The sequence below is a fragment of the Ehrlichia minasensis genome (genome assembly GCF_004181775.1).
In the GTDB taxonomy this organism is placed as follows: Bacteria; Pseudomonadota; Alphaproteobacteria; order Rickettsiales; family Anaplasmataceae; genus Ehrlichia; species Ehrlichia minasensis.
Map to the genome: position 1 here is coordinate 32,246 of NZ_QOHL01000002.1, position 14,413 is coordinate 46,658.

Consider the following 14,413-nt stretch of genomic DNA (forward strand, 5'->3'; position numbering starts at 1 on the left):
CTGTTATAACAATTTTAAAAATAGGTACTACTTTTAACTTTTTAAATTTATCTGTTATATAACCTCTGATTATAATTGGTAGCTTTTGTGATTTGATGAGTATATATAGTAGAGTAGGTTTCTATAAAATAAAGTCATCTAAGAGAATATTAATTTTAAAATTAACTTATTGAATTACTATAATTTTAATATAGATTTATTACAATGTGTGTTTTTGAATTTATTTTGCGCATATCATGCTAGTATAAAGGTATGCATTATTCGTCTAATACATTGCTTAGTTACCTGGATTTATGCTTTATGTTATGTTAATTTTTGAGCATTAGAAAAATTAGTTTTTCGGTATGTAGAGGCATTACAATAATATGATTAAGGTTAATTATATTTTGTCAACCTTGTATTATTTTAACTTACTCTATATTTCATTGTATATCTCTTATGTATACTCATTATGTTTCATATTATAAAATACATTGTCGCTAATCTAATAAGTTCAATGTTATATTTAATAGTGTAATGCAATTATGCATCAATATTTTGCACGTTCAGAGCATTGTTATTAATGAAATCACGTCTAGGTTCTACAAAATCACCCATAAGTACTGAGAATATTGAATCGGCAGCTTCACAATCAGATATCTTCAACTTCAGTAAAGTTCTTGTTTCAGGGTTTAATGTAGTATCCCATAGTTGATCTGAATTCATTTCACCTAAACCTTTAAATCTTTGTAGTGTCATGTCCTTTTTGCCGAATTCGATAATATTATCTACCAAAGAAGTAGGTGAGTTTATTTTAATATTGTTGTCTTTGGTAGATAAAATAAGCATACTGTTAAAGATTTCATCAATTCCATCACAAATATTGATAACCTGTCTTATTTCATCTGAGTTCATCATAGCATTATCAATATAATACTTATCAACTAACCCATGTGATAGTCTAAAAATGCTTATCTTATCCTTTTCAGGAATTTCAACACTCCACTCATATTCACAAAAAACCTTATTTAGATGTTCAGATATTACATCAGCAGAATCAAAGCCATGCTTTTTAAAGAAAATAATCAATGACTCTAAAACACTTTGAGGAATTATTCTGTCGTATGACTTTGTAATCTTGCTAATATTCATACATTGGTGTAAAATTTGAGATAAATTTTCTCCTGAATAACTATTAGTACCAGTAAGAGTTAAATCTTTTATTGCATTACTAATTATATAATCATGCAACATATCGTCATTTTTTATGTAAAATTCTTTCTTATGTTTTGTAACTTTATAAAGTGGAGGTTGTGCAATATATAGATATCCTCTTTCTATAACTTCACGCATATAACGGAAAAAGAATGTCAATAATAAAGTCCTAATATGTGATCCATCAACATCTGCATCTGTCATAATAATAACTTTGTGATAACGTATTTTTTCAATATCAAAATTCTCAGTTCCAATATTACTACCTATTGCAGTAATTAATGATGCAATTTCTGCTGATGATAGTATACGATCTAGACTTGCACGCTCTACATTTAATATTTTTCCTTTTAATGATAATACAGCTTGGGAACGTCTATCACGTCCTTGTTTTGCAGATCCACCAGCGGAATTACCCTCTACAATAAATAACTCAGATAATTCTGGTGACTTCTCCTGGCAATCTGCTAATTTGCCTGGAAGAATGGTAAAATCGAATCCGTTTTTACTCTTTATAAGCTCTCTTGCTTTGCGTGCAGCTTCTCTTCCTTTGGCAGATCTGATTATTCTCTCTATGATACTAGCAGCTAGTTTAGGATTAGTTTCAAAAATATTAGTCAATTTTTCATATACTATATTTTCCACAACTGTTCTAGCCTCAGAACTGACTAATTTATCTTTAGTTTGAGATGAAAATTTAGGATCAGGCAATTTTATTGATAATACACATGTAAGTCCTTCTCTTACATCTTCTCCTAGAATACTTACCTTTGCTTTTTTTAAAAAACCTTCATTTGTTGCATAATTATTAATACAGCGTGTCATGGCTGATCTAAATCCTGCAAGATGAGTTCCTCCATCTCTCTGTCTGATATTATTGGTAAAGCATAACATATTTTCATAATAAGAATCATTCCAATGCATTGATAACTCTAAGCTTATTCCATGCTCGAGTACAATTCCTTCTATATGAACAATTTTAGTAACAGCAGTCTTATTACGGTCAAGATATTTTACAAATCCAGAAGTTCCTTTGTCTGATGCATCACTAATTTTAGAGTTATCTCTAAAGCCGAATGATGAATTTAATACTTGAGTACTCCTTAAATCTTTTAGATTGATATTAATGCTAGAATTAAGAAAAGATAGCTCTCTTACACGATTTTCTAAAGTTGAATAATTAAAATTTACAGATGAAAAGATGTTCTTAGATGGCAAGAAAGTAATTTTAGTACCTTTTTTATGTGTGTTTTCACCTACTACTGATAAAGGTTTTACTGTAACACCATCTTCAAAGCGCATAAAATATTCTTTTCCATTGCGCCATATGGTTAGCTCTAGCCAAGTTGAAAGAGCATTTACAACTGATATACCGACACCATGAAGTCCACCAGAAACTTTATAACTACTGTGATCAAATTTACCTCCAGCATGTAACTGTGTCATTATTACTTCAGCAGCTGACATACCTTCATCTTCATGCATATCTACAGGTATACCTCTACCATTATCTGTAACAGAAATAGATCCATCACATTGAATTACAATATCTATTTTATTGCAAAAACCAGCAAGTGCCTCGTCTATAGAATTATCAATAACTTCATATACCATATGGTGTAAACCGGAACCATCATCAGTATCACCAATATACATACCTGGTCTTTTTCTAACTGCATCTAGTCCTTTTAAGACAGTAATAGAACTTGCATTGTAATTGTCCATAGCAATATTATAGTTAATTAAGTTAACAACATTATAGCTGCAGAAAATTTTAGATAAAGTAAAAAAAGTCTTTATTGCAAGTTTAGTAGACTATTGTAAATCAATAAGATGAGTATGAAGCATGTATTAATCAGAAAAGTAATATATTAATAAATACGAATTGCAAAAACATGTAAAACTTAATACTAATTAAAAATATAGTTTAACGTATTCAACATTTGTTAACTAATAGAAGCATTCTTTACCATGTATACCGTGTATAAATTACTTAAAATATCAGATTGTAAAAAAATTTAATATAATACTATATAATAAATCTGTAGAATCTGTATCTAATAAATTTGAAAACATATTATATAAATATAGGAGTATAATGAATACATTACTAGAGATAAGTGACCTAACGTCTGATGACATAGAAGCCATTTTTAATATTACAATGCAATACTTTAATGGAAATCAGGATAATAGGATTCTAAGTGGAAAAGTTGTCGTAAACTTGTTTTTTGAAAGCTCAACACGTACTTTGTCTTCTTTTGAGATTGCGGAAAAATCATTAGGCGCACATTCTGTGACATTAAACATTAATACATCGTCTATAAATAAAGGAGAAAGCATTATAGACACTATTTTAAATATAAATGCAATGGATCCTGATTTAATTATAATAAGGTCACAATATAGTCAATTAGTCAAAACAATATCTCAGTATGTACCAAATTGTTGTATAATAAACGCTGGGGATGGAAATCATGAGCATCCAACGCAGGCGTTAATAGATTATTGTACTATACGCTATCTAAAAAAAAGTATTAATAATTTAAATATATCCATATGCGGAGACATATTACACAGTAGAGTTGCAAGATCAAATATAAGATTATTATCTAGGTACGGAGCTAATATCTCTCTAGTGGCTCCTCCAACATTATTGTGTGACTTGATTGGTGTGTCACATGTATATCATCACTTAATTGATGGAATACGTAATGCAGATGTCATTATGTTATTAAGATTACAAAAAGAACGTATAGCTAGTTGTGTTATTCCTTCAGAAGAGGAATATTCGCATCTATATATGCTGGATTCTGAGAAATTATCTTATGCAAAAAAAGATGTAATAATTATGCATCCAGGCCCTACAAATAAAGGAACTGAAATTTCTAATAATGTAGCAACAGATAAGTCTGTGATTTTGCTGCAAGTAAAAATGGGTGTTGCAGTGCGTAAAGCTATATTACATTATTTATTATACAATAATAAACATGATGCCAGTAATGAGATATAAAATTACTATAGAATACAATGGATCTAATTTTATTGGGTGGCAAAAACAAAAACATTCATCAAATTCTATTCAAGAAATTCTTGAAGAAGCAATATTTAAGTTTTCACAACAAAATGTTACTATATACGTTGCAGGAAGAACTGATGCTGGTGTACATGCTTTAGGTCAGGTAGCACATTTTGATTTAACAACAGATTTTGATACATATGTAGTAAGAAATGCAATAAATTATCATTTACTACCACATGCTATTGCTGTATTAAATGTAGAAAAAGCAGATGATAAGTTTCATGCAAGATTTTCAGCAAAAAAACGTCACTACTTATACAAAATAATAAATCGTTATTCACCACTAACAATAGACTATAATCGTGCATGGCTTGTACGCAATCCATTAAATGTAGACAAGATGATGCAAGCTGTAGAATATATAAAAGGTAATCATGATTTTTCTAGTTTTAGAGCAAGACATTGTCAATCTAAAAGCCCAGTAAAGACAATGGATGATTTAAAGATTATTCATAATGATCAATATATTGACATATATTTTTCTGCGATATCATTTTTACATAATCAAGTACGTATTATTGTAGGTACATTGGTGGAATGTGGAAAAAGTAGCTTTCCACCAGAATATACACGGAATATCTTGGCAGCAAAAAATAGATCTTATGCAGGTATGACAGCACCGCCTTATGGTTTATATTTTGTAAAAGTGGACTATTAGGAGCTTTAACATAATCAAGAAATTAAGTAAGCTATTCAATAGTATACAACTAGTAAAAGTGTGTTATTTCAGCTTTAGAAATTAAAATCAATTTTAAGAATGTTCTGTAAGGTGCTTTTATTTTCTAGGACTTTATTTTACTAGTATGTGTAATTAATTAATCTAATACATCATAAATTCAAATAGTTAAAAGTAATATTTAAAGCTAATAATATATTTCATAGTACTGATGAAATATAAACAAAACATAACAGTATCATGGATATAATTAATGAAGAATGCGATATTGCTTGCATTTAGAGAGTTGTAAAATTAATGTCAATAAATTTTTATGCTATTGTATGTGTTATTATGATATTCTAAAAATTTAATAAAGTATATTTAATTGGTAGTATAACAGAATTAAGAAATGTTTTGTAATGGTATACTGAGAGTTTATAGGTATGTTAGTTAGGAAAATGTGTATTAATGAATAGAAAATTGTTATTAAAATATATTTTATCATCGGAGATAAGATTTATTAGATTTTCAGAATCTAAAGGTTATGTTTTTATAGTCTGATTTAAATGTTAAATTTATATAAAACTCTGTATAATACTGACTAGATAATAAATTCATTTTTACATACCATTTCAGAATGTATTATTAAAAACCTGTATTTAATATGTGCATTTATAGAAATATAAAATGTAATAAATTAAAGTAAAAATAGTAAATCATTAAATCTTTTATCTATATAATTTATTGACGTTGGTAACCTAAATGGTAAAATGTGCTATTACTTCATGATTTTATGGCTATGGGGGTATTATGGCTAAGAAAGGAGCTAAGGTTGCAAAAACAGCAAGTAAAAATAATCCATCGCAACGGAACAAAGGTGTAGCTCAAAAAATGTATAATGGTAAGTTAGTAAAGCCAGTTAAGTATATTGATAGAGAATTAGGCACAATTTTTATGGCTGGTCAGTATGATAATGGTGATTTAGTGCAAGATAGTTCAGGTAATCCTATAGAGTGGGCTAGTATGTAAGGGTATTGTGTGGTTAAGCTAGTTATAGATTCTTTAGAAATAGAAGTCGAAGATGGGATGACTGTGCTGCAAGCTTGTGAGATTGCTGGTGTGCAGGTACCAAGGTTTTGTTATCATGAAAGACTTGCAATAGCAGGTAATTGTAGAATGTGTCTGGTAGAAATTGTTGGTGGCCCACCAAAACCTGCAGCTTCTTGTGCAATGCCTGTTGCAGATGGTATGATAGTAAAAACTAATACAGATAAGATTAAAAAAGCAAGGGAAGGGGTACTGGAGTTTTTATTGATAAATCATCCTTTAGATTGTCCAATTTGTGACCAAGGAGGGGAATGTGATTTACAAGATCAGACTATGTTATATGGTAGAGGACAAAGTAGATATAAGGAAAAAAAACGAGCTGTAAAAAAAAAGAACTTTGGACCTCTAATAGAAAGTTCAATGACAAGGTGTATACATTGTACTAGATGTGTTAGATTTTTGTCGGATGTTGCTGGTAGTTATGAATTAGGTACGATGGGCCGTGGTGAAAATATGGAGATAGATACATGTATATCTAAATGTATAACTTCAGAATTATCTGGAAATATAATAGATCTTTGTCCAGTTGGTGCATTGACTTCTAAACCTTATGCGTTTAAAGCTAGGTCTTGGGAATTACGTCATTGTGAGACTATAGATGTGTTGGATGCTGTGTGTAGTAATATTAGAGTTGATACGCGTGGCTTGGAAGTAATGCGAATATTACCTAGGTTAAATGAAGATATAAATGAAGAATGGATATCGGATAAAACACGTTTTTCATATGATGGTTTAAAGTTGCAAAGGCTAGATAAACCATATATAAGAAAAAACGGTCAAATGTTGCCTGCAACTTGGGAAGAAGTATTTAATATCATTGCTAAAAAAATTAATAATACTCCTGGAAATAAAATTGCAGCAATTGCTGGAGATTTAGTAGATTGTGAATCTGTACTATTATTAAAAGAACTTATGCATAAATTGGGAAGTTCTAATATAGAATGTAGACAAGATGGTTCAGTAGTACCTACACATAATAGGGCTTTTTATTTATTTAATACTGGTATATCTAACATAGAAGATGCAGATTTGTGTTTATTAATTAATACGAATATCAGGCTTGAAGCACCTATAATTAATGCAAGATTACGTAAAAGGTATTTGCATGGAGGGTTTACAGTAGCAAGTTTAGGGATATATAATAACTTTAACTATAGTGTGGAAAATTTAGGTAATAGTTGTTTAGTACTAGATGATATTTTGCATGGTAGAATACCTTTTTCTGAATTATTAAAATGTGCAAAGAATCCTATGCTAATAATAGGACAAGATGCTTTAATTGGTGAAAATGGTAATGCTGTATTTACTTTATCAACTAAAATTGCAGAAAAGTTTAATATGTTAAGAAATGATTGGAATGGATTCAATGTTCTACATAAAGCTGCTGCTAGAGTTGGTGCTTTAGATATTGGGTTTGTACCTAACTCTCCTGGTAATATAATTTCTAAAATAGTAGATGATGTAAATTCTGGTGAAATAGAGGTTCTTTATTTATTAGGGGCAGATGAATTAGAAATTTCTCGTTCTAAGTCTTCTTTTATAATATATCAGGGACATCATGGTGATAGAGGAGCACAAATTGCAGATGTAATATTGCCTGGTGCTGCTTATACGGAGAAAAATGCAACTTATGTTAATACTGAAGGTAGGGCTCAAAGAACAAATATAGCTGTTTCCCCTCCTGGTTTAGCAAAGGAAGATTGGTTAATTATTAAAGAATTATCAGAATACTTAAAAGTAAATATGCAATATGATAATTTATATCAAGTTAGAGATAAATTATCAACATTAGGTAAGCAATTTCGTGAAGAAAATATTGGAGGTTTAGTCTATAATGCATGGATTCCAGTTGATGGAAATATTGTTTTAAAAAAAGATAGTGTATTTATTAATAAAGATTTTAATTTTTATATGACAAATCCAATTAGCCGCGCATCTATTGTAATGGCAAATTGTGTAAAAGCTTTTGCAGATCAAAATTAGGTAAATATGAGTTATTATTATAGTATTTTTGCGGATTTTATAAGTTGTATAAGTAGTGGTGCTGTATTATTAATAAAGATAATCGCAGTAATATTTTCGGTTATGGTTTCTGTTGCTTATTTAGTATATATGGAACGTAAAGTGATAGGTGCAATACAATTAAGACAAGGTCCTAATATTGTTGGTCCATTTGGCTTATTACAGCCCTTTGCTGATGCTGTAAAACTCATTATTAAAGAACATATTATTCCTTTTAAATCAAATAAGATATGTTTTTTGATTGCTCCAATAATTACTTTTACTTTAGCTTTATTAGGTTGGGCTGTTATTCCATTTGGTGCTGATGTAATAGTAAATAATGGTCATGAAGTAATAGTGCCTCATGTGATTGCTAATATCAACATTGGTGTGTTGTATATTTTAGCTATTTCTTCTCTTGGGGTTTATGGAATTATAATAGCTGGGTGGTCAAGTAACTCTAACTATGCTTTTTTAGGTGCAATTAGATCTGCATCTCAGATGATATCATATGAAGTATCTATAGGCTTAACTATAGTAACGGTATTATTAGCAACTGGTTCATTGAAATTAGGTGAGATAGTAGTAGCACGGCATAATATGCCTTACTGGATAGATTTGTTACTGTTACCAATGGCATGTATTTTTTTTATTTCATCACTTGCTGAGACAAATAGGCATCCTTTTGATTTACCAGAAGCAGAATCAGAATTAGTGTCCGGATATAATGTTGAGTACTCATCTATGCCGTTTGCATTATTTTTTTTAGGAGAATATGCAAATATGATATTGATTAATGCAATGGCAGTAATATTTTTCTTTGGTGGGTGGTATCCACCTTTAAACATTAACTTTCTATATGTTATTCCTGGAATTATTTGGTTTGTATTAAAAATAATAGCAATGTTGTTTTGCTTTATATGGATTCGTGCAACTATTCCTAGGTATCGTTATGATCAATTAATGGGGTTAGGTTGGAAAGTTTTTCTACCTATATCTTTATTGTGGGTAGTGTTAGTTTCTGGTGTTTTGTTGTATACGGATTCATTACCTAAAAATGCATATAGTATTGTACATAATCTTGATAAATAAGTTTTATAAGTATTTAAATATTAATAATATACATGGTTGTTAATATAGGAGTTAGTTACTCTTTTATGCACTTAAAATATATGTATTAGTCAATAATGTAATTTCTTGTACTTTTACAATTTTATCTTCTAATTATATTTTATTGAACGTTATTTGTGTGTTTAATAGTGTTTTTTACTATATGTTTCGGTTGTGTATTGTTCTAATATGTGATATTATTGAACCATAACTTGTATTTATGCAGGTTAGTAAATTAATGTAACTGTATAAGTTGCTGTAGAATTACAAATTAGTTTTACAGTCTGGGCGTGTTTTTAAAAGATATCTGTTTTTAATGTATCTGTAATAAAAATTAGTTTCTTTAGCAATAAAGGATATCTTAGTTTCAATAATGTGGAAGTGAGTGATGTATGTTAGGCTATGATAAGGAAAGTAAGCAATTTATTAATGAGCAATTATGTGAAGAATTAAGTCAAATATCAGAAATTAAAGGTTTATTATGTAATAAGTGTTATTGTGTAGGTAATTCTTCAAGTGGTAAGTTAGTAGTTTGTGTAGATGAATCACAATGTTTAAATAATGAAATTCCTGTACAAGGTAAAAGTATTGTTTGTTGTGAATTTGTATTGCCAAGTACTGTTTGTGAGCATGATTTAGTAAAAGCAGCAACACAGCATGTTTCAGGAGAGAAATATGTTAAATGTTATATTGTTATAAGTGAAAATAAAGTGAATAAATTTTGTAGAGAAGTATATTCAGTGTTCTTACAGCCATTAACGCACAGAATAAAGGTTTGTGGTGTTAGAACTTATGGTGATGTGTGTTTATCTATGTTATCAGATGTTCAATATTGTGAAAGTCTTAGAGAAGCTTTTGATATTGTTGGGTTAGATGCAGAATTTGTTGCAGATAGAAGTAAGGTAAAGTCTGGTGGTGATGTAGGATATCTTGAAAAAATAAAAGGTTTTTTCGCTTCAAAACGTCAACCTTCTGGTACTGGTGGAGCTCATGGATCAAGTACTAGCAGTCATGGAGTAACTAAGATAGATCTGAGAAAAGGGAAAGGGAAAAGTAGTACTAAAGCTGAAGGAAGTGATAAAAAACAGCTGATTAGTGGAGGAGATACAGATAGTGAACAGGATAAATCTGATATTGCATCAGGAGGTATGGATATAGTATCAACTTCTGGTGTAGGGGGGGGGGGTACACCGAAGGTAACAAAGAAGTAAATCTATTGGATTAGGTTGAGTAGTACTTTGTTGAGTTTGCATCTGAAGCATCATTCAAGTTGTAAAAAGTTTTAAAAATTAAAATAACAATTTTGTGTAACTATATGTATAGTTTTCATGTTTTTTTATAACTTTTCCTTTATGAATTAAGATTAGTGAAGGTAGTGATTATGTGAAAGAAAATAAGGAATTACTTATTAAATTATGCTTTTGATTATATGCTTATTGTAATGTGTATGGTATCAATTGAATTTTCTGGTTGGTAGTCCTTTGTTAGCTAATGTCATGTTTATATATGTGAAGACTCAATAATTAAGTTTATTATTCTTTTAGTTAAATGATAATATAAATTCAATTTTGATAATTTTACGTAATATATTAAAGTATGTTATTGATATTTTAGTATAGAGAATTGATAAGTGTTTACGAGAATAATGCATAATACTAACATAAAATTATTTATTATGTGTATAAATAGAATATAGTTTTTGTTAGAGAAAAGTGTGTGTAATGTTAGGAATGTTAGGCAAAAATCTAGAAGAACAGAGATTTGTGAATTTAAGTATGTTTAGATATAACCAGTATATCAAATACTGAAGGTATAATGTGTCATAGATGTTGTGTTGTATAGAGCATACTAAGGAAAGTGGTGAATTACGATATATTTGATAATTAAAAAAAATGTAGGAACGCACATGATCCAATTGGAAATACTATGTTTTACTCAAGGCTTTATTACCAAAAACATATTGTAAAGCATTATAGCAAATACGCAACGCAGTAAAATCTGATGGTTAAAGATTCTTATATATGCATGCATATGTATTTTGGTAGAAGAAAGTAAATTAAATGATTTTGTAAATGATGTATATGAAGAATTGTTATGTAAGAGAGATGATTTGACTTTTTCAGTTAGTGATATTGCTCAATATGGGACAATCCAATTGATTTATATACTAGATGTAATAAAAATAAAACTTTTGATGTGTGTTATGCTTTGCAAAATATTGCAGGAGTTGAAGTAAAATTTACATATTATAAAGGGGAGATGTGCAAAGTGCAGAAGCTGCTAGTCTTAGTAGTGTGTTTACTGAATTAAGAATTGGAAAAATACATTCTAAATCATTATCCAATGGTAAAGGCAGTTATGATAAGTTGTAAAAGTTTGCAGTGTTGAATATTAAGTAAGGTATTGAGAAATAGTATATATGTATACTGTCAATTTTGTATAAAAATGTAGAAATATTTTATTATATTTTTGGTTTTATGACTTCTGTACAATTGTTATTTACTTTAATATTTATTATCTTATAAATATTGCGTTAGAAAATGTAATATTACATGTAAGAGACGATGTTAATATTTAAAGACTTAATCTTAAATATATATATATGTAATATTTGTTAGATTAAATTTTACTTAGTAATATGTCATTTTAGATTAAGTTAGTTTAGTAACTAGCTGAATATATATGATATAACATTGATTTTTCTAAATGATATATGAGAGAATTTTTAGCTGATTTTCTTAAAATGTTCTATTATTTATCTGTAAATATGGTGTTTTTATGTTCTGGATTGTAAAAACTAGCACTTTAGTGGTGTATTAATAGGAGTTCATTTTATATTTTAATATGAGTATGATCTTTTATTTTTAGATGAGATTTTATATATTAAAACTAAGTTTCATTATTTACTAAAACCACCTTCTAGAGAAAATTTCAATTAAGTTATAAAATATAGATATCTAAAGAAATTCGAAAACACGAAAATATCATCTAATGTAATTAATATTATACAACAGTTATATATTTTCTTGAAGTAAATCTAGAAATTACTAATTCATTAATCAATATGATGGGTATTGGGTGTAGAATATCATATTTTTAGATGAAAATTGCAGATTCTTAATTTTATACAGTAAGTTACTAGTAATATCAAGTTTAGTAGAGCAAAGCTCTACCGGAGATATAGTTCAATAAGTTATTTAAGAGATTTAGTCAGATATGGTTTATTTCTTTATTCCTTAATTTGTAATGAGTATTCTGTAAAATAATACCGTAAATACAAAAATTAGTATTTTCTTTAAGTTCTGTATTGGTTTTAGTGTGATGTATTTATAAAAAAATAACAATTTTTGTTTTATTTATAATACCATGCTGAAAGCTTATTCTTGACATGATGATGTATGTGCTTACATAATTTATGGTTAATTACTTGGTAATTTATTAGATGTCTGATCAAGTCAAAATCACGCCAATGACTTTAAATTTTGGTCCTCAGCATCCTGCAGCTCATGGTGTGATGCGTTTAGTTTTAGAAATGGGTGGAGAAGTTATAGAAAGAATAGATCCACATATTGGGTTATTACATAGAGGAACTGAAAAATTAATAGAATATAAAACGTATTTACAAGCTTTACCATATTTTGATCGTCTTGATTATGTATCTCCCATGGCCCAAGAACATGCCTATTCTTTATGCGTAGAAAAATTATTAAAGTGTGAAATACCAATTAGAGCAAAATATTTGCGTGTTATTTTTTGTGAGTTGACTAGGATATTAAATCATCTGTTAAATATATCAAGTCAAGCACTTGATATAGGTGCTATGACTCCATTGTTGTGGATGTTTGAAGAAAGGGAAAAAATTTTAGGTTTTTATGAAAGAGCATCAGGTGCAAGATTTCATTCTGCTTATATTCGCCCGGGTGGTGTGGCAGCTGATGTACCGAGCGATTTGATTGATGATATATTTAAATTTGTTAGTACGTTCTCTAGATTTATGGATGATATAGATGATCTATTAACCGAAAATAGAATTTGGAAACAACGTAATGTTGATATTGGTGTTGTATCGAAAAAACAGGCTCTAGATTGGGGATTTTCTGGTCCGATGTTAAGGGCATGTGGTATTCCTTGGGACATACGTAAAAGTCAACCTTATGAAATATATGAAGATTTAGAATTTGAGATTCCTATTGGAGAAAATGGGGATTGCTATGATCGTTATCTTGTAAGAATGGCAGAGATTAGACAATCAATAAAACTACTTGAACAATGCTTGAATCGTTTACCAGATGGTCCTGTGAAAACAGATGATAGAAAAATTGCTCCACCAAAAAGATCAGAGATGAAAGAATCTATGGAGGCGTTGATACATCATTTTAAATTGTATTCAGAAGGTTATAGTGTACCAGTAGGTGAAACATATATGGCTGTTGAAGCTCCAAAAGGTGAATTTGGTGTATATATAGTATCTGATGGAACAAATAAACCATATCGGTGTAGAATTAGAGCTCCTGGATTTGCTCATTTGCAAGCAATAGATATTATAGCAAAAGGTCATATGTTGGCTGATTTAACAGCTATAATTGGGTCTTTAGATATAGTGTTTGGAGAAATAGATAGGTAAAATAATGTCTAGTACACAAAAAAATAGTAATACAACTTATATTGGAGAATTTAAATTTAGTAAGGAAAATTTAAAACAGGTAAAAGATACAATTAATAAATATCCTCAAGATAGAAAATCTAGTGCTGTAATGGCTTTATTGCATATAGCACAAAGACAGTGTGGTGGTTTTATTCCATCTTCTGCTATAAATTATATAGCAGATTTTTTAGGTATGCAGCTAATACATGTGTATGAAGTAGCAAAATTTTATTCTATGTATAATTTATCTGTTACTGGTAAATATTTAGTACAAGTATGTAGAACAACTCCTTGTTGGTTATGTGGTAGTGATGATATTTTAAGGTCATGCAAAGAATTGCTTAATATAGGTGTCGGTGAGACAACAAGTGATAATTTGTTTACTTTAAAAGAAGTAGAATGTTTAGGTGCCTGCATTAATGCTCCTATTGTGCAGATCAATGATGATTATTATGAAAAGTTAACTCCTGATAAAATGAAAGATATACTATTGGAAATACAGGAAAAAGAAAATATAACGTCTTAAGTATGTTCTAATTGTTCTTAGTGTGTTTTACTTTTTATATATAGAATCAGTCATCTATTTTTAAACAAATGTTTTCTTAATTGAGAAGGT

At 29.1% G+C, this 14,413-nt stretch carries 10 protein-coding genes; 9 read left to right on the plus strand and 1 reads right to left on the minus strand.

Annotation, left to right across the window (positions count from 1 at the left end):
- Positions 1 to 522: 522 nt before the first annotated feature.
- Positions 523 to 2,919 (minus strand): DNA topoisomerase (ATP-hydrolyzing) subunit B, encoded by a 2,397-nt coding sequence (gene gyrB / locus DRF75_RS00840; protein ID WP_045171533.1) that lies wholly within the window; start codon positions 2,917 to 2,919, stop codon positions 523 to 525.
- A 373-nt stretch (positions 2,920 to 3,292) separates the two neighbouring features.
- Here gyrB and DRF75_RS00845 point away from each other — a divergent pair, with 373 nt between their 5' ends.
- The 9 genes from DRF75_RS00845 (at position 3,293) to nuoE (ending at position 14,323) form a co-directional block, all read left to right on the plus strand.
- Positions 3,293 to 4,207, plus strand: coding sequence for an aspartate carbamoyltransferase catalytic subunit (locus DRF75_RS00845; RefSeq protein WP_045171534.1), 915 nt, complete (start codon positions 3,293 to 3,295; stop codon positions 4,205 to 4,207).
- Positions 4,197 to 4,934 (plus strand): tRNA pseudouridine(38-40) synthase TruA, encoded by a 738-nt coding sequence (gene truA, locus DRF75_RS00850; protein WP_045171535.1) that lies wholly within the window; start codon positions 4,197 to 4,199, stop codon positions 4,932 to 4,934. Before DRF75_RS00845 ends, truA begins: the two co-directional genes overlap by 11 nt.
- Positions 4,935 to 5,744: 810 nt before the next feature.
- Entirely contained in the window at positions 5,745 to 5,963 is a 219-nt protein-coding gene (locus DRF75_RS00855) for a hypothetical protein (RefSeq protein WP_045171536.1), read from the plus strand.
- 9 nt (positions 5,964 to 5,972) lie between these two features.
- A complete protein-coding gene (gene nuoG / locus DRF75_RS00860; protein ID WP_129992499.1) occupies positions 5,973 to 8,024 on the plus strand; it encodes an NADH-quinone oxidoreductase subunit NuoG in 2,052 nt (683 codons plus the stop codon).
- 6 nt (positions 8,025 to 8,030) lie between these two features.
- Positions 8,031 to 9,134 (plus strand): NADH-quinone oxidoreductase subunit NuoH, encoded by a 1,104-nt coding sequence (gene nuoH, locus DRF75_RS00865; RefSeq protein ID WP_045171538.1) that lies wholly within the window; start codon positions 8,031 to 8,033, stop codon positions 9,132 to 9,134.
- A 410-nt stretch (positions 9,135 to 9,544) separates the two neighbouring features.
- Positions 9,545 to 10,363, plus strand: a complete 819-nt coding sequence (locus DRF75_RS00870) for a DUF3023 domain-containing protein (RefSeq protein ID WP_045171539.1) — start codon at positions 9,545 to 9,547, stop codon at positions 10,361 to 10,363.
- An 806-nt stretch (positions 10,364 to 11,169) separates the two neighbouring features.
- Positions 11,170 to 11,388, plus strand: coding sequence for a DUF3023 domain-containing protein (locus DRF75_RS00875; protein ID WP_338067507.1), 219 nt, complete (start codon positions 11,170 to 11,172; stop codon positions 11,386 to 11,388).
- A gap of 1,206 nt (positions 11,389 to 12,594) precedes the next feature.
- Positions 12,595 to 13,776, plus strand: a complete 1,182-nt coding sequence (locus tag DRF75_RS00880) for an NADH-quinone oxidoreductase subunit D (protein WP_045171541.1) — start codon at positions 12,595 to 12,597, stop codon at positions 13,774 to 13,776.
- Positions 13,777 to 13,780: 4 nt separating this feature from the next.
- The gene (nuoE, locus tag DRF75_RS00885; protein WP_045171542.1) at positions 13,781 to 14,323 is read left to right on the plus strand and encodes an NADH-quinone oxidoreductase subunit NuoE; all 543 of its coding nucleotides are present in this window, start codon (positions 13,781 to 13,783) and stop codon (positions 14,321 to 14,323) included.
- Positions 14,324 to 14,413: the final 90 nt, after the last annotated feature.

Bases quoted from the DNA above. Each gene is read 5' to 3' on its own strand.
- nuoE (WP_045171542.1), top strand. From the start codon at position 13,781: ATGTCTAGTACACAAAAAAATAGTAATACAACTTATATTGGAGAATTT.
- nuoH (WP_045171538.1), top strand. From the start codon at position 8,031: ATGAGTTATTATTATAGTATTTTTGCGGATTTTATAAGTTGTATAAGT.
- gyrB (WP_045171533.1), bottom strand. From the start codon at position 2,919: ATGGACAATTACAATGCAAGTTCTATTACTGTCTTAAAAGGACTAGAT.
- DRF75_RS00855 (WP_045171536.1), top strand. From the start codon at position 5,745: ATGGCTAAGAAAGGAGCTAAGGTTGCAAAAACAGCAAGTAAAAATAAT.
- DRF75_RS00880 (WP_045171541.1), top strand. From the start codon at position 12,595: ATGTCTGATCAAGTCAAAATCACGCCAATGACTTTAAATTTTGGTCCT.
- DRF75_RS00870 (WP_045171539.1), top strand. From the start codon at position 9,545: ATGTTAGGCTATGATAAGGAAAGTAAGCAATTTATTAATGAGCAATTA.
- DRF75_RS00845 (WP_045171534.1), top strand. From the start codon at position 3,293: ATGAATACATTACTAGAGATAAGTGACCTAACGTCTGATGACATAGAA.
- truA (WP_045171535.1), top strand. From the start codon at position 4,197: ATGAGATATAAAATTACTATAGAATACAATGGATCTAATTTTATTGGG.